This window comes from Gemmatimonadota bacterium (genome assembly GCA_026706345.1).
In the GTDB taxonomy this organism is placed as follows: domain Bacteria; phylum JAAXHH01; class JAAXHH01; order JAAXHH01; family JAAXHH01; genus JAAXHH01.
Map to the genome: position 1 here is coordinate 1 of JAPOYX010000232.1, position 21,636 is coordinate 21,636.

The following is a 21,636-nucleotide window of genomic DNA, read 5'->3' on the forward strand; positions in this document are numbered from 1 at the left end:
TGTCGAAATCGCTGCTGGCTCGCCAATTCTCCAGCCAGACGTCGTAGCCGTGGTCAATGAGATACTGTACCAGCGTAGTTTCGACTGGAGATCTGAAGATATTGGCTCTTACGCCGGCTCCGTGCACGAGCAGCACGGGCCCCTTCACGGGCTTCCGAGGGCCTTCCACGTGGATCAGATTGCCTTCGAACCGGTCTCGCGCGGTAAAGGGGACGATCGTCTCCCGGCAGGTGCAGTCGGTTTTTTCAACGGACATGGATTTCTCCCGTTGGCGGGAAGCATCGCCGGAAGTCGACTCAAACGAAACCGTACGTCCTGTGCAGAACCCGCGCGAAAAACGCACCGAACCGGGCGGAAGCCTTTAACGCGTCTCCCACGGACGCCGCGTTGGTCGCTCTCATGGTAGTTAGCTGTATCATGAAGTCACCCGGGTCGATCTTGAGTATGCCTCTGCCCAGTAACTCACCCTGATCGTCCTCACCCCCGCCATACCGAGATACACAGGGTGGTCGTATCAGACCATATATCCAGTCCGAAGTCGTCCCGCAACACTTTGTAACCGTAAAAGTAGAACCGGTCGCCTGTCTCCGAGGCGAGTTTCATGCGGTACTTCATGTTCTTGGTATCGGGTTCGGTCGGGTGGTCCGCAAACAGGTTGAAGTGTCCATCGGTGACGGTCAAGGGCTCATCTGAAAGCGCCGGAGCGGTGACGGACCCGATCATGCGCGCGGGGTGCTCGTCGTCCGTGATCATGTGTTCCATGTCATCGGTCTGAATAGTCAGGATGAACTGGAAATCCGAGCCGTCCTTTTCGCCCTGATCACAGGCGTCCTGAAAATCGTCTTTGACCCTGGTGGAGAAGTAGCCCTTCATCGTCTCCGTGAAGCGTATGCCGATTTTGTCCGGGACCACGGTCTCGGGGGGCGGCGTAGACGGCAGGTCTACATTGTACGCCCAACCCCGATCCCGGGCGATCAGGGCGCAACACCGTTCCGAGACAGCCGAGATGGTCAACAGGGGATTCACGCCCACCGCCCTGGGCATGACGGAACCGTCGGTGACGTAGAGGCCCTCGTGGACCATGGTGCCATGGGTGTCGGCGAACACCTGGCCTTTGTGGTTTACCACCCCGGCCCCGGCGTCCGTGCCCATGGCGCAACCGCCCAGCGGATGCACGGTAATCAGGTCGTGACCGAAAAACTCGGACCAGAGTAGATTCTTGATGAATATGCCCTTGTGGGCTTCGGTGACCCTGATGAGGTTTTCGTTGACCTTTCTGAAGATCTCCTGCTTGCCGACGCCGGGCCATTTGATGCGCAATCTGTCGTCTTGCAGATACATCTCGCCGTTGGCGTCGTCGTGGGTCATCACCAGGTATATCTGGGTGTTGTTCATTGCGCCTTCGTACGCGCCGCGAATCTGGCTCTCGGCCTCCCGGGCAAACTGCAGGGCGTCATCGGTCCAGCTCTTGGCCGTGTCTTTGCCCACCAATTTGGCCTGAACGGCGAACGCCGCCGGCAACGTCGCGGACAGGAGTCCGGGAACGACCCTTCCTCGATGATCATGCCGTCGTCCAGGTTGTCCTGCCCCCGCAGGTCGATCACGCCGGTGATGCACGGCCCCACCGGATCTATTGTGCCCGGCGCTTTATCGCCGTAACCGACACTGTTGATCCGGCGGTCGGTATTATAGGCGAAACCCAGCACGTCGCCGTTTCCGCTCAAGTGCTTGCCCAGCATATCGGACGTGGTCAAACCGTTTTGCCGCGAACGAAGGAGGATTTCCGTTGAACCGAGCGTGCCGGCCGAAAGGATGACGACCCTCGCCCGGACGATCATGGCAGGCGCGCGATGCGGCGGGATCACCACCTGGACCAGTTCGGGAGAACTGCGGGATTTCGTCACCGACGGCTTGCCCCCCGGCGAGCAGGACCGGTTCCTGGATCTGCGCGATGCGTCTGAACTTTGGGCGCACCTGAGAGAAGAAACGCGGCCGCTCAGGCTGAAAGACCTTTCGGCTCACCTCGTCTCGTTCGGTTTGCCGGGGCATTCCCTGATGGAAAGGAGCTTTATCGGGTGCCAATAGGCCATCAGGGCGCGCCCGCGGGATACTTGTACCTGCTCGACAAGGAGGCCGGTCGGGAGTTCACCGGTGAGGACGAGGAGGTCATGGCGCTGTTCGCGCCCCAGGCCGGAGCGGCGATAGCCAACGCCAGAGAGTACCAGGCCGGCATACAGTCGAAAGCCGATCTGGGGGCGCTTATCGACACCTCGCCGGTGGGGGTGGTGGTGTTTGACGCCCGAAGCGGACAGGTCGTCTCGTACAACCAGGAGATTCGTCGCATCGTCAAAGACCTGGACATGCGGGACCGGTCCATCATGGAATTGCTTGACGTGGTAACCGTGCGACGGACAAATGGCCGTAGACTCGAACCGGCCTGCTCCGGGTGCGGGCGGATCAGCAGCGCATCGTCCAGGTGGTCGGCAACTTGCTGTCCAACGCCGCGCGACACGCGCCGGAATCGTCCACCATAAGGAAGGTCAGGTTGATTTGGACTCCCGATCCTTTCAACCTGTACGAAAAGCCTAAACCAGAAGAAAAGGCCGTTGGCGTGATTAGACAACGGCCTTTTCGCGTGATCACCCTACCCTTGCATCCGTTAAAATTTCAACGTCAGATTTGCCCCTACAAGATCACCCCTGATAACCGGATTGATTTGCAAGGTTGTTCTGTTCGCTTCCCTGTTGATCCTGTTAGCAGTCATGGGAGCATCGATCACGGACCATAAGAAACTGCTCAAAAAGAGTCCGGCCCCGATCAATGCCCTATCGCTATCTTCCCGGCCCTTATCGTCTTCGGAAATCGCAAGGCCCAAACCTACGACGAGACCCGAAAACTGAATAACCCCCTTGCCAACCTGCCCGTTGTAAACCTGGCCGCTCCCTGTGATAACCGCTGATAACAGAAAAGCAATCCAAGGGTCTTTCTCTTGTACCTGTTGTTGTCCTGACGCATGCGGCGCAATAAACAGAAATCCTGCCATATACAAGATACATGAGATTCGTAACATGATTACCCCTTCCAGTTTGTCCAATCTTCTTTGTTTGACTGAAATTGGTTGGAGAACCCGGCCCCATGCCGGTCTTTGGTACTAATAGAACGTATTGGTGTCACATTGTCAAGCCCTGGTCTGTACCACTTCGGACTTGAAAATTGTGTTGCGCGGATTATATTGATTGTTGCTCATAACCATGCGATCTTGAATGCGAAGACCGAGCGCACAGTTGAAAAACTGGACCTTCTTGTATAAGGCGCCTGAGGAGCGAATGATGGCTAAGTCAGGAGGGAGTAAGGGGGGCAAAGGCGGCATGGAGGTCATTGCCGGATCTGGGCGTAGATCTTGTCCTGCTCCAGGAAGGCTATGCACCGCCAGAGGATGTGGCTGACAGGATAGAAGTAGACCCGGCACCGTATTTCAAGAAGGATCCTCAGAGACCGGATGGTCGGGGCAAAGCATTGTCCGGATGTGCTATAGTTAAAGTCTCCGGCAGGGTTCCGAAGCGCGTTGGGGGAAATCCAAGTAGACGATAGAATAGATCATCAGGAAAGATACTGAATGAAGAAAATGATGTCAATCGAACGCGCCTTACAAAAAAGTAACAAATTCCCTTAACTTGCCTGTTGTTACTCTTGTATATTTAAGGTTAGATAGAAACAAGAGTGAACATCACGAACGGGAGATTTTGGAAATGGCGAAGGGCGAACAATCAACAACGGGATCAGGGCCGGGGAAATCATACCGAAAAGGCATGTCGCTGGTCGAATTGCTCAAGAAGTTCAACACGGAGGAAAAGGCCCGTAAGTGGTACGAAGAACAGGTATGGCCGCAAGGCCCGTGTTGCCCCAAGTGCGGGACGTTCAACGTTCAGTCTAATATCAAGCACCCGACAATGACGCACAGGTGCAGGGAATGCCCCAACCGGAAGATGTTCAGTGTAAGGACGGGCACGATCCTTCAAAGTTCGAAACTGTCCTTCCAGGTATGGGTGATCGAGATTTACCTCTTCACTACGGGGATCAAGGGTACGTCTTCGATGAAACTACGCCGGGATCTGGACGTTACCTGCAAGACCGCTTGGCATTTGGCGCACAGACTGCGCAAGGCTTTCGAGACTGAACGCCTGGATTTTCCGGGCCGGTCGAGGTTGACGAAGCATTTTTCGGCGGCTTAGAAGGCAACAAACACGCTTCCAAGAAGACCCATCCGGGCGGCGGCGTGGGCGGCAAGGTTGCAGTAGTCGGGATCAAGGACCAAGATACGGGCCAGGTTCACGCCGAAGTAACGCCGTCAATCGGTTCCGAAGCCTTGCAGGGTTTTGTCCATAAGCACACGGCGGAAAACGCTATTGTGTACACGGATGACCACAAGGCGTATTTCAACATGAAAGGCGTGAAGCACGAAACGGTAAAACACCGTGTCGGCGAATACGTGAACGATCAGGCAACGATTAACGGTGTAGAGTCGTTTTGGGCCTTGATGAAGCGGGGATATCACGGCGTGTATCATCACTGGTCGGAGAAGCATACAAGTAAGGGATGAACCGTCCATGAGTAATGGTAGTCGGGAAAGTGTGATACGCCAAGACAAATGGAGCAAATTCATGGACATGCTTCTTCCTATCATTATTGGCGGTCTGATCACCTTTTATTTTTGGAGGTTGCAGGATGGACAATGACCTTGAACGGCGCATAGAACGGCTTGAAGAACTGTTCATCAACAAGGATAATCTGCCGTCCAACGAAGACAATGATGAATAATGGGGGCATTATGATGAGACGATACTTGATAACCGTTGTTTTCGTATTGTCTGTGTCGGGAACCGCATTGGGACAGGCAATAGAACTGAACGCCGGATGGACGGTACCGACAAACGACTTGGGCGATCTGGCGGACGGCGGCCCCGGTGGTAATGCTACATTAACGTACCCGTTGGGTGAAATGATCGACCTGTCCGCCCGCGTAGGATTTTATGACCATCGTGGCATGACGTTCAACCTTCCCGAAGGTGTTGAAGGTATTCCTGCCGGGAACATAACCGCACGGGAAATCCCTGTTGTTGGTGGTGTACGGATCACGGTTCCAGATCGCCGTTACTATGTCGAAATACAGGCGGGTGGAGTATTGAAATACCTGCGCCTGGGTGCGCTTGGTGAATCATCAGAGGTTTTTGATCCGGTAATGTTACTAAACGCCGGTGCAACGATTTGGAACGGTTTTGGCCTATCCGCATCCTACACGTATGCCCGATATGAGTGGCGGCATTTTTCGGGCGGACTGATGTACCGTATACCCTTTTAACAACGAATTCGTATTGGGGCAATATCATGGGGAAACGCAAGCGCAAAAAAGAGGAAGTCGTTGGCAGTCCACCGCCGCCCGTTCCAACCGTCAGGTTGAAACGGTCCACCTACCAACCTACGAAGGCGGAATTGGAAGAAGAAATCCATATTCCGACTACGCCTGAAAAACTGGCTAAGGCGTTAGGTAGAAAGGTGAAGATCGAATTTGAAGATTAGCCGCAAGGTATATCCGTGGGCGTTCCTGATCATTGGCGTTTATCGGTTGGCAATGCGATTCGCCTACGAAATCTCCGTCCAGCGTTCGAATCGTCACCCATGAAGAATATCTGATGTTAAGACCAGGTTGGTCACGCTGGCGCTCCCGGTCTTAGACATGCATGGGAAATATCGGTGATGAAGGCAAGTTGAAATCAAGACGAAGCGGCAGAACTTTCGGTGGGTTTACATGGATATGGCTAAATTCAGATGGATCAGACGTTGAGTGTGACTTCGATGGTCCGTTGTGTTTTGACCGCGAAGGGGAGATTCGTTCCGATGGCACACCCTTCGACGTAGATAATTGCTTCAGAAGTCTTCAGTATATGCGGAGTTGCAGTCAATCCGGGTTGTGAGCAAAACTTGCTCGTCCGACCAAAGAAAAGGGGGTGTTGGTTCTGGATTTCCTGCTTTTTATTATAGCAATTCGCCAACGAAAACTTCCCCATGATTCGACTGTTGCAGAGCAGTTTTTCACTCGCATGGAGGTTCATCATGAGTAAAAAAACTCCACTTCAGATTCGCAAGAGGCACAAGAAGTAATGTTGGATGCCGCCAAAGAATTCCGATCTTTGGTTCGTGAAATGAGACAAGATTACAGAGAATCGAAGAAAGATTTGGGACGGGAAAATCAATCAGGAGAAACGAAGGAATAGCATTGTGTTCCAATGAGGAAGTTACAATGTCCAAGCCCCGTGAAATGGTGTATAATTGTTACTTACGTATATAATTCCCAAAGGTTTCGCACCCCCCCTTGAGGCGACACCGACGTCGATGCCGCGTTGCGAGGCATACGGTGCTTTCCGATAGCCGTAACTCATCCGGTTGTAGTGAAGCCCGGCGTATACGCCAATGTCCGAAGTGTAGTAGACTACCGGCCGAATCCCCGATATGCCGCCCCAGTCTAGTTTGTATATGTCCTGCGAGATCGCGCTCTCGTTTCTCGGACGTCTGAACCTGCGCTCATTGATATGCGCCCGGCTGTCTTCGAAGCGGTTCCGGCCGCGCGCATCGTAGAACCGCGTCATCCGCCGACCGGCCCGGGAGTTGTTCGCATAGGTGTCCGCGCCTCCGCCGCCGTCCACGTGGACCCTGACCCCGGCCCGCCCGCAGCCGACGCTGATCTGATCGTCCCCGCCGTGTATGTAAATCCTGACTTCCTTCGTCTCGCGGGGATACAGGGTGCGGCGGAAGTGGGGAGCGTTCCGCGACTCGGCCAGGCTGATGCGAACTTCCAGCGCGCCGTCCGCCCGGTGTTCCAATTCGAGGTATTCATCCTCGTCGGTTGCCCTGATCTCGACCTGTCTGCTGATGAACCCGTAGTACCGCGCCGCGAATTCACCGAGTCGGTCCCGGCGCACCTTCAGCGTCCGGGCAAGTAATTCTCCGACCTGCGCATAGAACGGTCCCGGAAGCCGCTGTACGGTATCGTCGATCACCGGGTCGGCAACTCGGACTGTACCGTGGCGACCACGGCCTCCCATGCGCTCCACTCCAGTTCGGCCAGCAGCCTGCGGTCCAGTTGCCAGCCCGTACGGGAGAGTCCCCGGTGGTTCGGATACCGCTCCTGAAAGCGGACGAACTTTGGTTCGATCCGGCGGACCAGTTTCATGAGCTGGCCATCCAGATCGATAAAGGCCTTGTCCCGGTCCTCCGGAACGGGCAGCCACGTGTAGCAGTCGCCGGCCGGAAAACGTGCCCAGCGCCACTGGCCCCGGTGCCGGTGCGAATCGCCGATGAGAAAATCGATGAGCCGCGCCTTGAGATAGGCCCGGGCGTCCAGCGTTCGCAGGGCGACTCTTCGAGGCCCTCGTACAGCCTCTCCGTGCCGCTCACCTTGCGGGAACCGGCAAAACCCGGCTCGTCGCCGGGGGCTTCGGACGGATGTTCCTGCAAGGTGCCGATAACATGTACGCTTGACCAGGTCAACTTCAATTCATTAGTTTCAGGGTTACCTTTTCATATTCCGGGACCAGTTGACTCGCATGGACAGACACTCCTTACAAATGGAGCGTAACATGATCGGAAGACTACTCGGTGCCGTTTCGCCGTTACGGAAGACCTCCGTACCGTTACTGGACGTCGCATTGCCGTTAATGTCTGGAGTTTCGACGCTGCTGGTTGTCGGGATCGTGCTTTTCTCGGTCACGGGATGCATGCAACCGTCACAGGACGAATCGACGCCCCCGCCCTCGCCCGAGGCGGTCTACCTCACCTCGGAGACCACGTCGAGCATGAACCTGCCCTTCTCGGACGCCGTGCGCGTGGGGCATCTGCTTTTCCTCTCCGGCCAGATCGGGAACATCCCCGGTACGACGGATCTGGCGCCGGGCGGCATCCAGGGCGAGGCCCGGCAGACCATGGAGAACATCAGGACGGTCCTGGAGGCCAACGGATCCTCCATGGACCGGGTGATCAAGGCCACGGTCATGCTGGCGGACATCGCCGAATGGCCCGCCTTTAACGAGGTGTACGTCACGTACTTTCCCGGCGACAAGCCGGCCCGCAGCGCCTTCGCCGGCAGCGGCCTGGCCTTCGGCGCACGGTGCGAAGTCGAGGTGATCGCCACGGTGGGAGATTAGTTTTTTATTTCGAGAATACCATCCAGTTTGGCCGACTAATACTGTATTAGAAGAATCCAAATTATGAATTCGTTGCATAAGGAGTATAAGTTGGCTAAGAAACCCTGGATCAATATAGCAATAAAAGGTGCCTTGATAACGGTTGGTTTTGGCTTGTAATGTTTTCGTGGAATCCGGCACGAGAGACCGGTTGTCCAGACTGGAAGACAAGATTGAACGTGTGGAGACCAATGTTGATGAAGTGCGCGGATATCTGAAGTTCAATGTTACCAAAGATGAATAGCCATGGCTAAAGGCAAGTTCTGGCACGACGGACTGCAGTTCTCCTGCCACGGGTGCGGCCACTGCTGCACCTTCCCGGGTGGATTCATCTACGGCAGCGAGAAGGAGTTCCGGCGCATCGCCGAGTTCCTGGACCTGCCGTTCGAAACCTTCCTGGAGAGGTATACGGAAGATATCGATGGGTACGCCTCCCTGGTCTCTCCGGATGACGGTCCCTGCGTATTCTACGACCAGGGATGTTCCATCTATCCGGTGCGGCCGTCCCAGTGCAGCAGCTACCCCTTCTGGCAGGACATCCTGAAGTCCAAACGCCGGTGGGAACGGGAAGCTGAGACGTGTCGGGGCATGAACAAGGGGAAGCGCTGGACGCGCAAGGAGATCGAGGCACAGGTGGCAAGCCGGACGAAGAACCTGATGGCGGCGAAGAAGCGGACGTAGGGAGTGTGGACTCATGGACGAGGACATTCGGGAAGACAAGCGTGTTGATGGGCCTGATTCGGCGGAAGTGGAAAACGGGCTGGTCTGGCCGGACAGGTTGGACCGGTTCAACCGGCGCACGTTCATCAGAGTGAGTGCCCTGGCCGGCATGGCCGGCGCGGCGGGCGTCGCGGCGGTCGGTTGCAGGAGTGCGAGCGAGTCGGATGGATCGGCGGGAGACGGTGGTGCGGGCGACACGGGCGGTGTCGGTAGTTCCGGCGGCACGGGCGGCGATCCGGAGGCCCTGGCAGCCGGCCTGAGGGACAACGTCTATACCCGGCTGCTGGGCGTGCGGCCCCACGTCGGCGCCCATGAGCACCTGTCGAGCATGGGCGGTTCGCGCATGCCGGCCGAGGTGGTGGAGGCCATGGCCGAGGCCAACCGCTATTTCGTGGACATGGCGGAACTGCACGACGCGGCGGGGCGGCGCATTGCCGAGATCATGGGCGCGGAGGCCGCACTAGTCTCGTCCGGCGCCTTCGCGGCGATGCTGGTAGGCGCGGCGGGCGTCCTGACCGGATCCGACCAGGACCGGATGAGGATGTTGCCCAATCCGACCTGGCCGAAGGTGGAGTGCCTGTTCCAGACGGCCCATCGCTTCTTCTACGACAACGTGTTCGGCTTCGCGGGCATGAAGCTGGTGGAGGCCGGCGCCCGCGCGGAGTACGAGGCGGCAATCACGGAGCGGACGGCACTGCTCGTGGGCCTGGCCTATATCGAGCATCAGACGCGGGGCGTCCCGCCCTTTCCCGTGCGCCACCGGCAGGAACACGATCCCGAGACGCTCATGCCCCTGGAGATCATAGAAATCGGCAAGCGCAGGGGCGTGCCGGTGATGATCGACCTGGCGTCCAACCTGCCGCCGAAAGAGAACCTGACGAAATACCTGGAAGCCGGCGCCGACCTGGTCGTGGTCAGCGGAGGCAAGGGGATACGCGGTCCGAATTCGACGGGGATCCTCGCCGGCCGGGCCGACCTGATCCAGGCCGCCCGGGTGCAGAACGCGCCGGTAAACGGCATCGGTCGGGGGCTGAAGGTCGGCAAGGAGGAAATCGTCGGCCTGGTCGCCGCGCTGGAACGGTACGTCGCGCTCGATGAGGAAGCTGAGATCGCGGCCTGGAACGCGAAGGCCCGCCGACTGGCGGATCAGCTCCAGGGCATAGACGGCCTGGAAGCCCGCTACGAACTCAACACCCACGGGTACTGCGACGTGGAACTGGTCTGGGACGAGTCGGCCGTTCCCCTGTCCGCCGATGACGTGGACCGGCTGTTGCGCGCGGGCGATCCGAAGATCATCTACGACGGCCCGGGGCCGCGCACGCTCCAGCTCGAGGACGGCGAAGTGGAGCTCGTGGCCCGCAGGCTGCGGGAACTGTTTACCACGGGAAGCTGAAAGGACGGGCATGTCCGGCGACCATCTGACCTACGAGGATTCCGGCGTCGACTACGACCGGATCGATCCGCTGAAGGTCCTCGCCCAGCAGGCGGCACGGACCACGGGGGCCAACCTCGAGCGCGCGGGCGCAAGCGAGGTGGCGGCCAGTCGCGGGGAGTCGGCCTACGTAGTGGACATCGGCGACGCCTATCTCGCCTCCATCACCGAATGCCTGGGTACCAAGGCCCTGGTGGCGGACGCGGTGCGGGCGGTTCCGGCGATGCCTGGTGAATCGGGACGGACCTGGTACGACCACATCGCGCAGGACACCATCGCCACGGCCGTCAACGACATCGTCACCGTGGGCGCACGGCCCGTGAGCATCCACGCCTACTGGGCCGCCGGCTCGTCGGACTGGTTCGACGACACCGAACGTATGAACGATCTGGTCGGGGGATGGAAGGCAGCCTGCGACAAACTGAGCGTGGCCTGGGGCGGCGGCGAAACGCCGTGCCTGACGGGCGTGGTGGAGGAAGGTGCCATCGACCTGGCCGCCTCCTGCGTGGGCATCATCCGGCCGAAGTCGCGCCTCACCCTGGGCGAGGACCTGGCGGCCGGGGACGCGATCGTGCTTTTGGAAAGCAACGGCATTCACGCCAACGGCCTTACCCTCGCGCGCAAGCTGGCCGAACGGCTGCCGGAGGGGTATGCCACGGTCATGCCTGGTGGCCGGAAGTACGGCGAGGCGCTGCTCGATCCAACCGTGCTCTATCCTCCCGTTACCGAAGCGGCCTTCGAGGCCGGCATCGGCCTGCGCTACATCGCCAACATCACCGGCCACGGCTGGCGAAAGATCATGCGCCACCCCGGTCGGTTCACCTACCGCATCTTCGAAGTGCCCCCAGTTCCCGAGGTGCTGGGATTCCTGGTGCATGAGACTCGCCAGTCCGCAGAAGAGGCCTACGGCAGCCTCAACATGGGCGCCGGCTTTGCCCTATTCGTCCACCCGGACGACAGGGACGCGGCAGTGGCCTGCGCCGAAGCGGAAGGCATCCGCGCCTGGGTTGCGGGTGTAGTGGAAGACGGCCCCCGCCAGGTGGTCGTCGAGCCGCTGGGCGTAACGCTCGACGGGGAAAGTCTCGCCCTGCGGGACTGAACCCGTTTGTTACCTGCTGCCAGATCCCTCCCTTCCACGCATTTCAAATGCTGCATATTCGAAGTTCCTGCATACTTCGTGTTAACCATTGACATCATAACGAGACACTTGTAATCAAAAAAAACATGTTTGCGAAATTTTGTTGATTATAACTTGATTATCCTGTGATCATGATGCGCTACTTGCTGAGCAAACAGTTCGATCTGAGGCAAGCAGTATTCACACCAAGCCAATTTCCGTAGCGGAACGAGAATGTCGAAGCTTTGCCGGTCGAATTCAGCCTCAGGATATCTGTTTTTGCTGGGCATCGTCGCGGTGCTGTCTTTCCTCGTACTGGTTACCTGTGGCAAGGACAGTCCAACCCGACCTTCGCAGCCGACGCAACCTACGGCCCCCACCCCCACCCCCACCCCCACTCCTCCCCAGCCCACCCGTATCACCATCACGCCGTCTACGGCTACCCCGATATCGATCGGCCAGACGGTGCAACTCGCCGCCTCGGTACTCGATCAGAACGGCCAGCCCGTGTCAGGCGCCGTAGTAACCTGGCTGAGCAATAACGCAAACGTCGCCACGGTAAGCAGTCAGGGCCTGGTGACCGCGGTCGGCAACGGTTCGGCTACCATCACCGCCAGGTCGGGTAGTGTTTCGCAGAACGCCAGTGTGACGGTCCGCCAGAGCGTGGGCAGCATCACGATCGAACCGGCCATGGCCACACTGATGTCGATAGGCGAGACGGTACAGCTTACCGCCTCGGTCCTCGATGAAAACGGGCAGCCGGTGTCCGGCGCCGTTGTGGATTGGTCCAGCGGCGATGAGACCGTGGCCACTGTGAGCGACGGGGGGTTGGTGACGGCGGTCGTGAACGGCACGGCCACCATCACCGCCACGGCGGGAGGCGTATCGGCGACTGCCGCGATTACGGTCCTCGTTCCCCAGATCGACAGGGATATTCTGGTTGCCTTCTACGAAAGCGCCGGAGGCGAGCACTGGACGGTCAAGACGAACTGGAAAAGCGTACACCGCCTTAATAGTTGGTACGGCGTGACGGTCGACGCGGACGGGCGGGTAGTGGAAATCAACTTGCCGAACAACAACTTGCGCGGCACGATCACGACCGAATTGGGAAACCTGGAAGAACTCGTGACGCTTCGCCTCAACCATAACCAGTTGACAGGTCACGTCCCACAGGACCTCGGACGATTGTCCAAACTAGAACATCTGGCGCTGTCGAGTAATCAGTTGTCCGGGGTGATCCCCTCGGAACTCGGTCAACTTGCAGAATTAGATGAATTGGTCCTGTCCTTCAACCGGCTTTCCGGAACCATACCGGCAGAACTGGGTGACCTGGCAGGACTCACGAGGCTGTCGCTCTCGGTCAATGAACTGAGCGGACCGATTCCGGGCGGACTCGGGCGATTAAGACAGCTGACCTCATTGCGGTTGGATCAGAACCGGCTGTCCGGACCAATCCCGCTGGCGATTTCCGGACTGACGGAACTGCAGTCGCTGGTTCTTGCCGACAACCGGTTAACCGGTGCCATACCACCCGGCCTGTCCATGCTGGATGACCTCTCGGAGTTGGTGCTGGATCACAATCAACTGGAGGGACAAATACCCGGGGATTTAGGCCGGCTCGACAAACTGAAGCGGCTGGGACTCGCCGGCAACCGGTTGTCCGGCAGCGCTCCTTCGGAACTGGGGCAATTGGCCAACCTTACCCGTCTGCACCTGTTCTCGAATCCCGGTCTCTCGGGTATCCTGCCCCGTTCGTACACCCGGCTTCCACTGGAAGAACTGTTGCTTGAAGGCACGCGGCTTTGTGTACCGCCGGATGGCGGTTACGAGGCATGGTTGGCGCAGATTGCGGTGAAGACGGTAACTACCTGCGCTGACCTGGAATCCAGCGCGCTGGCAACGCTGTACAACGCGACGAATGGACATAACTGGAATGACCATTCGAACTGGTTGAGTGACCGTCCTTTGCGTACTTGGTACGGCGTGACCACGGACGCGGCAGGCCGCGTGACGCGTATCGATCTTGCGAACAACAATCTAAGCGGATCTGTTCCGGCGGAGCTGGCCGGCCTTTCGAAGCTTAATTCGCTGGATCTCAGTTCGAATGGCTTCCTGAGGGGCCCTTTACCCCGGGAACTCATCAATCTTGAACTTCAGGAGCTGCAGTTGGCCGACACCCGGTTGTGTACGCCGCCGGACACCGAATTCCAGGAATGGCTTCGGACCATTCCGGCAAGAAGGGTATCCTCATGTGATGATTTTGATCTCAATACGTTCAGGGCCCTGTTTGCGCTATTCAACAGCGCGAACGGCCCGGAGTGGACTGATCGGACGAACTGGAACAGCGATGCGCCGCTGGGGGAATGGTACGGCATCACGACAAACGCGAACGGCAGGATAACCGAACTGAATCTGGCGGGTAACAACCTGAGCGGCTCCATTCCATTGGAATTGGCCGAGCTAACGGATCTCGAAAGGGTTGATTTCAGCGACAACGAAGGGCTGACAGGCCCGCTGCCGCGCGAATGGACGAAACTGGGCCTTGAGTATTTGTGGATGGAAGGAACACAGATGTGCGCACCACCGGATCCCGGGTTTCAGGCCTGGTTGGACGAAATACCCGAATACAGCATTTTGGACTGTGCCGACACCAGGCCGGAAGGGGCGGATAACATTCCGGATTGGGATGTCCTCGAACTTCTGTACCATAGTATGAACGGTAAGGACTGGACAAATAGTGAGAACTGGTTGAGCGAGGCGCCCCTGGATCAGTGGTACGGAGTAACGGCGGACGAAGAGGGTCAAGTGACCGCTCTGGATCTGGAATACAACAACCTGTCCGGCGAACTACCGCCAGGACTGGGAGACCTCACCGGACTCGCTCTGCTGAACCTGTCGAGAAATAGCCTTTCAGGTCCGATTCCCGCCGAACTCGGACAGTTAACGAGCCTGGAGCAGATGAACCTTGCCGAGAACAACTTGTCGGGTGAAATACCTTCCGAACTCGGACAGTTGACCGGCCTGCGACAGTTGAGTCTTGGCGACAATGCCCTTTCGGGTGGGATTCCCGCCGAACTCAGACGAATGATCGGCCTGCAACATTTGGATTTTGGCTGGAACTACAGGCTAACGGGTGAGATTCCTGCTGAACTCGGACAGTTGACCCGACTCAAGACATTGTGGCTTAAAGGCAACATGCTGTCGGGCGTGATTCCTTCCGAACTCGGACAGTTAACGAGCCTGGAGCAGATGGACCTTGCCGAGAACAACTTATCGGGTGAAATACCTTCCGAACTCGGACAGTTGACCAGCATGAACTTGTTGGATCTGAGGAATAACAACCTGGCGGGTTCGATCCCTGCCGAATTAGGGCAATTGACCGGGCTCAGCCATTTGCATTTACATTCCAACGACCTGTCGGGTTCGATTCCTCGCGAGTTAGGGCGGCTGACAAGCCTCTCAGTATTGGACCTTAGCTCGAATCCCCTTCTGTCAGGCCCGTTGACCGAGTCTATTACGACGCTTCCGCTGGGAACACTTCGACTGGGCAATACGGCACTCTGCGTGCCAAGGACACCCCCATTCCAGATCTGGCTGCAGAGTATTCAAAACCATCGGGCGGCCTTCTGTCTCGAGTTCACCAGTGCAACAGCATACATGACGCAGGCCACGCAGTCGTTTACCCATCCCGTGCCGCTGGTAGCAGGTAAGCCGGCTTTACTGCGTGTATTCATCACAGGCGGTTCAGATCCCGGCGCGAGCATGCCGCCTGTACAGGCCGTCTTTTTTAATGATAACCAAATTGTCCACTCGGTGGAAATTCCGGCACAGGATGCGGCTGTTCCGGCACAAATTGAAGAGGGTGCACTGATGTATTCGGCAAATGCGGAAGTGCCGGGAACGGTGGTGTCGCCCGGCCTGGAGATGGTAGTCAACATCGATCCGGCAGGAACAATAGTTGCTGAATCCGAAGCCGCAATGCGAATCCCGGAATCTGGTCGGCAGTCATTGGACGTACGAACGGTTCCTCCGTTCTATCTGACCATGGTACCCTTCCTGTGGATGGAAAGCCCCGATATTGGCGTGTTGGCGGATACGGACGGCCTGACTTCCGATGATGACCTTTTCTGGCAAACGCGCAATCTGCTCCCTATCGCGGATTTCGAAGTGGAAGTCCGGGAACCCGTATGGACGGCGACCGATCCCGTCATATACAATTCGAATGATGTACTGCGGGAAACCAAGGCGATACGAGCCCTGGACGGCTCCGACCGTTACTACCTGGGAATCCTCAGGGCTGGGGGTGGACAGGCCGAGCTTCCGGGTACTTCAAGCGTGTCCGACCTGGATGCGGAGGTGATCGCGCATGAAATCGGACACAATCTCAGTCTCTTCCACGCTCCGTGCGGGGGTGCCGGCGGCCCCGATCCGCACTACCCTTATGACGACGGGGCCGTCGGTTCCTGGGGTTACGATTTCCGCGATGGTACGTTGGTCGCTCCCGGGACGGCGGACTTGATGAGTTACTGCCATCCGCAATGGATCAGCGAATATGGGTTCACCCGGGCTATGCATCACCGGGGTACCGCGTCGCGGCTGTTGGCTGCCGCGGGTTTCCCGAGGAAGGGACTGCTAGTCTGGGGAGGGGTAAACGAGGAAGGTGAATTGGAACTCGAGCCCGGTTTTGTAGTCGATTCCGCCCCTTCTGTACCCTCGCGATCCGGACCCTACCGGCTCGCAGGCTTGGGTGCGGATGGTAGCGTACTATTCTCGGCCGACTTCGGAATGCCCGAACTGGGAGACGGTCCGGGCAATGCCTTTGCGTTCGTGCTCCCGGTGCAGTCCGGCTGGTCGGAACGGCTTTACCGTATCGTGCTTTCCGGACCCGAGGGGGTCGTGTCCACAGAAAGGGACGGCGACCGCAGCGCCGCGCTACTGTTGGATCGGGACACGGGACGGGTCCGGGGTTTATTGCGTGACTGGCTGGATCCGACCGGCGTATCACCCCGCGCAAGGCCTATGCTTCCGGAGCCGGGTCTGGAAATCGTCGTAAGCCCCGGCGTTCCCGATCCGGAATCCTGGTAGGATCGTTCGCCGAAGACGGTGGTCAGATCATGTCTGATCCACTTCAGGAAAACCAGCTATGACTCGGCATAGAAGATTCATATCGACGGCTATCATCATGATGCTGGCGTTGCCGATCCTGGTCAGGTGCGGCAGGGACAGTCCGACGAAGCCGCAGGCGCCTCAAGTACCGGCCAGGATCACCGCCACCGACGCCAGCGTGACCGCAAACGCAACAGTTTCCGTTTCGACTTCCGATACGGACAGGGCGGCGCTGATCGCGCTGTATAACGCCACGAACGGACCGAATTGGACAAACAACGACAACTGGCTAAGCGAACTGCCGATGGGACAGTGGCATGGCGTGACGACCGGCGGGAATGGACGGGTAACGGAGTTGAGGCTGACTCAAAACAACCTCGAAGGACCTATTCCAGCCGAGTTGGGCAATTTGGACGAGCTTGAGGCATTGGACTTTTGGATTAACAAGCTAAATGGCGCCATACCAGGGGAATTGGGTAAGTTAAGCAACCTCAATACGTTGTGGCTGGCTACGAACGATTTGTCGGGCACCATCCCTGAAGAACTGGGAAGCCTGACAAAAATGTATCAGATGAGTTTTGTCGGCAACTCCGGCCTGTTCGGAACGCTGCCGCTGACATTCACCAACCTTACTTCTGTGTCTAACCTTTACCTTGACGGCACGGGGATCTGCGCGCCGCCGACTCCTGAAATAAGGGCCTGGTTGGACACCATTACAGACCATGATGTCACGAGCACCTGCACCGACCTGGATACCGAAGCACTGGCGGTGTTGTTTAACTCGACGGGTGGACCAAACTGGACAAACAACGAGAACTGGCTGAGCGATGCGCCTCTGAACGACTGGTACGGCGTGACGACGGATGAAGTCGGACGTGTTGACGGACTTCATCTTCCAGACAACAACTTGCGCGGAGTGTTGCCCTGCGGAATATCGGATCTGGCCGGCCTGAGGAACTTGAATCTGTCCCTGAACGACGGTCTGGCCGGGCCATTGCCTTTGAAACTCATTGTCCTGCGTCTGGAGTCTCTGGTTCTCGAAGGGACACATCTTTGTGCCCCCCGGGACGTCCGTTTCCAGGGGTGGTTGAATGTCATTCCTAATCAGTCCGTCGCCGGCTGTCCCGAACTGGATACAGAGGTCCTGGTGGCCCTTGTCGGGTTGTACACTTCCTCGGGCGGCAAGAACTGGACGAACAACGAGAATTGGTTGAGCCAGGCTCCCCGGGGCGCATGGTACGGGGTGACGGTTGATGCCGACGGCCGGGTTACCGAACTGGACTTGTCTGACAACAACCTGAGTGGTTCCCTGCCCTCGGGCTTGAGCAAACTGGCAGACTTGACGAAAATCGACCTGCGAGGCAATACAGGGCTCGTCGGCCCCATTCCGGAATCGCTCACCGGGCTTGCAATTGAATCGCTCAACCTTGAGGGCACCGGACTGTGTGCATCTTCCGATTCGGATTTCCGGTTCTGGTTAAACGGCATTGGTGACACCTCCGGTGTCGAAGTCTGCGATGAAGATCTTCCGGACTGGGAGGCACTGGTATCGTTCTACAATGAGACGAATGGATCGAATTGGAAGGAGAACACCAACTGGCTGAGCGCCGTACCGCTGGATGAATGGTTCGGCGTGTCCACGGACGCTAGCGGACGGGTGACTGCGCTGAATCTTGGTAGGAACAATCTTCTGGGGCCGCTGCCTGCCGCGCTGAGCCGTCTGGACAGGCTTGAATACCTGGATTTACCGGGAAACGAACTGTCCGGACCCATCCCGCCAGAACTGGGCGAGTTGGAAAACCTTCGGGTACTGAACCTGTCCCGCTGTTGGATTTCGGGAACGATACCGCCTGAACTGGGGAGGCTGACCAATCTTGAACTGCTTGATCTCGACCTGAATGGCACGACGCTAACAGGCATGTTGCCTGTTGAACTCGGACAACTGACCAAACTCAAGAAGCTGAGCCTCTTAGGAAACGGCCTGTACGGTCCCATACCCGCAGCGTTGAGCCAATTGAAGATGCTTGAGACCCTGGATTTGAGACGCAACGGATTTTCGGGCTCGATTCCTGAGGAACTCGGACAGCTGGACAATCTCACCGAGTTGCGTCTCAACAGAAACAGGTTGTCGGGCGGGATACCGCAGGAATTGGGGCTGTTGTCCAAACTTGAAGAACTGGATATAAGCCGTAACGACCTGGTGGGGCAGGTACCCGCGGAAATCGGAGCATTGAAAAACCTGTTGGTCTTAAATGCGAGTCGAAACGAACTGTCCGGCTCGATCCCCGGAGTATTGGACCAGATGACTGCACTGGAAACCCTGGATCTCTCATACAACAAGTTCACCGGTTCGTTGCCCGATGGGTTGGGAAGGTTGGCCGGCTTAAGGGAACTTGTGCTGGCCGGAAACACGGGATTGTCCGGTCCGTTGCCGGCCGAGCTCGCAGGTCTGAATCTCCAAACGCTCATGCTGGGCGATACCCGACTCTGTGCGCCACGGGACGCCGAGTTTCAAAACTGGCTTCGTTTCGTTCAGAGCAGTCGGGTCACCCCGTGCGCCGCCGCTGTGGAGGCAACCGCCTACCTGACGCAGGCGAGTCAGTCCCTGGATCATCCCGTACCCCTGGTCGCTGGCGAAGACGCGCTGTTGCGGGTTTTCCTGAAGGCGGAAGGGGAAACCGCCGTCTCCATGCCTCCCGTCCGGGCTTCGTTCTATCAAGGCGGGGTGTGGTCTACATACATGGCCGATGCGCCGGGCGAAACTTCGGATATACCGGCTTCTTTCGAGGAGGAAACACTGACCGCCACGGCGAATGTACGTGTACCCGGTTCTGTAGTGATGCCAGGCCTCGAGGTTGTGGTCGAGATCGATCCGGACGGGACGCTGGATACCGCTCTCGGGATCGCCGGCCGTATTCCCGAGACAGGAAGGATTTCGCTGGATGTACGGGAGCTTCCGACCTTCGATCTGACGCTGGTACCCTATCTGTGGGTCGATGGTCCCGATCATTCCGTATTGTCCGCGATAGAAGGAATCACGCCGGAATCCGAACTGATGCGGCCGACCCGGGATCTGCTGCCGGTGAGCGACTTCCAGTTGACGGTGCACGCGCCGGTCTGGACTTCTGTGGATCCCGTATCCGATAACGTTGGTGTTCTCGGACCCGAATTGGAGGCCATCCATGCCCTGGAAGGAGAGACGGGCTACTACATGGGCATCTTCAGACTGGCCGGGCCGCAGGGCGGACTACTGGGGATAGCTCTAGGCATACCCAGCTATTTGAGTCTGTCCGTCCTGGATCCCTACGTCATTGCACATGAGCTGGGACACAACCTGAATCTCTTTCATGCTCCATGCGGCGGCGCCGCCGGCCCCGATCCATTCTTCCCCTATGAAGATGGATCCATTGGGGTATCCGGATACGATATGATGAGTGAATCCCTGGTGAGTCCCCAGACCTGGGACCTGATGAGTTACTGCGAGCCGATGTGGATCAGCGACTACTCTTTTTCCAGGGCGCTGACCCACCGCATGGCGTTAGGCGCCGTGATCCCACCGGCTTTTGCGGCCGCAACGAAGGGACTGCTGCTCTGGGGCGGTCTTGACCAGGCCGGGGAACTCACCCTCGAGCCCGCCTTCGTTGTCGAAGCGCCGCTAAAGCTGCCGGAAGCCGACGGCCCGTATACCCTTACAGGAGAGCGCGAAGACGGCAGCACGCTGTTCTCTTTATCCTTCGCCATTTCGGAATATGCCGATACCGAGGGCGGCTCCTTCGCTTTCGTTCTGCCCGTGCGGGAGTCCTGGCCCGGAAACCTGTATCGTGTAACGATTTCCGGTCCCGGAGGTTATGCCTCGGTCGACGGAGACGGGGACCGTTACATGGCGCTCATGCGGGACGAAGTAACGGGCGAGGTGAGAGGCATCTTCAGAGACTGGCCGGACCCGTCGGACACCTCGACGGCAGGCCGGCGCATCCCGCCTGAACCCGGTATGGAGATCACCGTCAGCGGCGGTGTTCCGGATCGGGATTCGTGGTAGCCTCTTTTACTTTTTCCAATAAAAAACACGAGCACTACCCGGTGATCTCCGACTAAAACGATATAGCGGTCGGTTGTTCATCCATATTCACGGCCCACCAGGAGCCGGAAGATGACCGGAATGTCCCGGGAGAACTGGGCCTTTGGCGCGCAGATCGTATCAGCCATAGGCATCCTCGTTATCGCAGTCGTCACCTTCATCAATCAGTCCAACAAGGAATTCCGGGACGAGATTAGGACCGAGCTGACCGGATTGCGTACGGAACTCACCTCGATACGTTCCGAAATCCACGACATGAATACACGCCTGGGCCACATCGAAGGTTACCTGCGTGTGTCCGGAAACGAATAAATGAGGATCCCTGCTATCGGCACTTCTTGAAATGCGGGATGAATGCCGAAAACTGAATGAAGATCAGTCAAAATATTGAGGGTTAAGAAATGGGTGAAAACTGTAAGAGAGATTGGTCATGGACTCCGATTGTTACAATGGCCGGAATGCATGTAATGATGACTGGTATCATTGTTACGATCATGCTCTACTTGAATAGTGGTCTTGGAAACAGGATGCTGTCGATAGAAGAGAGATTACGAGAATTGATTGAAGATGTATCAAGCATCGAGACAAAACTTGATGAGAGAACGCAAGAATCGTATAAGTAGCATTCTTTCAGGACGGATCGTTTCATGGAAATCGCTCAACTGGTCGTAACGCCGGCTTTCTTGTTTGGTGCATTTATCTTCTTTTGGCGAGCGTCCAAATCGGGACGAATCGAACTGGAGAACCGGCTGGTCGCGCGAATGGATCGCATGGAAGATAGGTTGGAAGCGCGTATCGTTGCGTCGGAGAACAAATTGGAAGCGCGAATTGTCACTTTGGAAGACTAGGTGGAAGCGCAAATCATTGCGCTGGAAAGCAAGATCGACGGGGTAGAGACCAGGATCGACGAAGTAAGCGGATACTTCAAATACAAGGCCGACGCGAA

General features: G+C 57.6%; 18 protein-coding genes and 1 pseudogene. 14 read left to right on the forward strand and 5 right to left on the reverse strand.

Annotated features, from left to right (window positions below; all coding sequences use genetic code 11):
* Together OXG98_16210 and OXG98_16215 are read right to left on the reverse strand one after the other, a co-directional pair.
* On the reverse strand, window positions 1-256 hold a 256-nt coding region (locus OXG98_16210; GenBank protein ID MCY3773551.1), incomplete at its 3' end, for an esterase.
* A 221-nt stretch (window positions 257-477) separates the two neighbouring features.
* A complete protein-coding gene (locus OXG98_16215) occupies window positions 478-1,488 on the reverse strand; it encodes a GMC family oxidoreductase (GenBank protein ID MCY3773552.1) in 1,011 nt (336 codons plus the stop codon).
* A 324-nt stretch (window positions 1,489-1,812) separates the two neighbouring features.
* Between OXG98_16215 and OXG98_16220 the strand changes: the two genes are divergently transcribed.
* Together OXG98_16220 and OXG98_16225 are read left to right on the forward strand one after the other, a co-directional pair.
* Complete coding sequence (locus tag OXG98_16220) at window positions 1,813-2,085, forward strand: hypothetical protein (GenBank protein ID MCY3773553.1); 273 nt, start codon at window positions 1,813-1,815, stop codon at window positions 2,083-2,085.
* Window positions 2,076-2,534: a GAF domain-containing protein gene (locus tag OXG98_16225; protein MCY3773554.1), complete on the forward strand. Its 459-nt coding sequence runs from the start codon at window positions 2,076-2,078 to the stop codon at window positions 2,532-2,534. The genes OXG98_16220 and OXG98_16225 overlap by 10 nt, the downstream gene beginning before the upstream one ends.
* Before the next feature lie 125 nt (window positions 2,535-2,659).
* On the opposite strand, the gene OXG98_16230 is transcribed toward OXG98_16225, so the two are convergent.
* Window positions 2,660-3,070 (reverse strand): hypothetical protein, encoded by a 411-nt coding sequence (locus OXG98_16230; protein ID MCY3773555.1) that lies wholly within the window; start codon window positions 3,068-3,070, stop codon window positions 2,660-2,662.
* A gap of 739 nt (window positions 3,071-3,809) precedes the next feature.
* Here OXG98_16230 and OXG98_16235 point away from each other — a divergent pair.
* The 4 genes and pseudogenes from OXG98_16235 to OXG98_16250 all read left to right on the forward strand — a co-directional run bounded on the left by OXG98_16235 (window position 3,810) and on the right by OXG98_16250 (window position 5,577).
* On the forward strand, window positions 3,810-4,232 hold the full coding sequence (locus OXG98_16235) for an IS1595 family transposase (GenBank protein MCY3773556.1): 423 nt from the start codon (window positions 3,810-3,812) through the stop codon (window positions 4,230-4,232).
* Window positions 4,233-4,246: 14 nt separating this feature from the next.
* Window positions 4,247-4,600: pseudogene (locus tag OXG98_16240) on the forward strand (IS1595 family transposase).
* A gap of 243 nt (window positions 4,601-4,843) precedes the next feature.
* Window positions 4,844-5,359, forward strand: coding sequence for a hypothetical protein (locus tag OXG98_16245; protein MCY3773557.1), 516 nt, complete (start codon window positions 4,844-4,846; stop codon window positions 5,357-5,359).
* 26 nt (window positions 5,360-5,385) lie between these two features.
* Window positions 5,386-5,577, forward strand: coding sequence for a hypothetical protein (locus OXG98_16250; protein ID MCY3773558.1), 192 nt, complete (start codon window positions 5,386-5,388; stop codon window positions 5,575-5,577).
* Window positions 5,578-6,293: 716 nt separating this feature from the next.
* Here the strand turns inward: OXG98_16250 and OXG98_16255 are convergent.
* Both OXG98_16255 and OXG98_16260 read right to left on the reverse strand, forming a co-directional pair.
* Window positions 6,294-7,055: a hypothetical protein gene (locus OXG98_16255; GenBank protein ID MCY3773559.1), complete on the reverse strand. Its 762-nt coding sequence runs from the start codon at window positions 7,053-7,055 to the stop codon at window positions 6,294-6,296.
* A complete protein-coding gene (locus OXG98_16260; protein MCY3773560.1) occupies window positions 7,052-7,228 on the reverse strand; it encodes a hypothetical protein in 177 nt (58 codons plus the stop codon). Before OXG98_16260 ends, OXG98_16255 begins: the two co-directional genes overlap by 4 nt.
* Window positions 7,229-7,850: 622 nt before the next feature.
* Here OXG98_16260 and OXG98_16265 point away from each other — a divergent pair.
* The 8 genes from OXG98_16265 to OXG98_16300 all read left to right on the forward strand — a co-directional run bounded on the left by OXG98_16265 (window position 7,851) and on the right by OXG98_16300 (window position 21,538).
* Window positions 7,851-8,198: a RidA family protein gene (locus OXG98_16265; protein ID MCY3773561.1), complete on the forward strand. Its 348-nt coding sequence runs from the start codon at window positions 7,851-7,853 to the stop codon at window positions 8,196-8,198.
* Window positions 8,199-8,483: 285 nt separating this feature from the next.
* Complete coding sequence (locus OXG98_16270; protein MCY3773562.1) at window positions 8,484-8,918, forward strand: YkgJ family cysteine cluster protein; 435 nt, start codon at window positions 8,484-8,486, stop codon at window positions 8,916-8,918.
* A 13-nt stretch (window positions 8,919-8,931) separates the two neighbouring features.
* Entirely contained in the window at window positions 8,932-10,350 is a 1,419-nt protein-coding gene (locus OXG98_16275) for an aminotransferase class V-fold PLP-dependent enzyme (protein ID MCY3773563.1), read from the forward strand.
* 10 nt (window positions 10,351-10,360) lie between these two features.
* Window positions 10,361-11,488, forward strand: a complete 1,128-nt coding sequence (locus tag OXG98_16280; protein ID MCY3773564.1) for an AIR synthase-related protein — start codon at window positions 10,361-10,363, stop codon at window positions 11,486-11,488.
* A gap of 252 nt (window positions 11,489-11,740) precedes the next feature.
* Window positions 11,741-16,591, forward strand: coding sequence for an Ig-like domain-containing protein (locus OXG98_16285; GenBank protein MCY3773565.1), 4,851 nt, complete (start codon window positions 11,741-11,743; stop codon window positions 16,589-16,591).
* A 58-nt stretch (window positions 16,592-16,649) separates the two neighbouring features.
* The gene (locus OXG98_16290; protein MCY3773566.1) at window positions 16,650-20,651 is read left to right on the forward strand and encodes a hypothetical protein; all 4,002 of its coding nucleotides are present in this window, start codon (window positions 16,650-16,652) and stop codon (window positions 20,649-20,651) included.
* Between the two features lie 111 nt (window positions 20,652-20,762).
* Window positions 20,763-21,002 carry a hypothetical protein gene (locus OXG98_16295; GenBank protein ID MCY3773567.1) on the forward strand — a complete coding sequence of 80 codons (240 nt, stop codon included), beginning with the start codon at window positions 20,763-20,765 and terminating at the stop codon, window positions 21,000-21,002.
* A gap of 335 nt (window positions 21,003-21,337) precedes the next feature.
* Window positions 21,338-21,538: a hypothetical protein gene (locus OXG98_16300; protein ID MCY3773568.1), complete on the forward strand. Its 201-nt coding sequence runs from the start codon at window positions 21,338-21,340 to the stop codon at window positions 21,536-21,538.
* Window positions 21,539-21,636 lie beyond the last annotated feature (98 nt).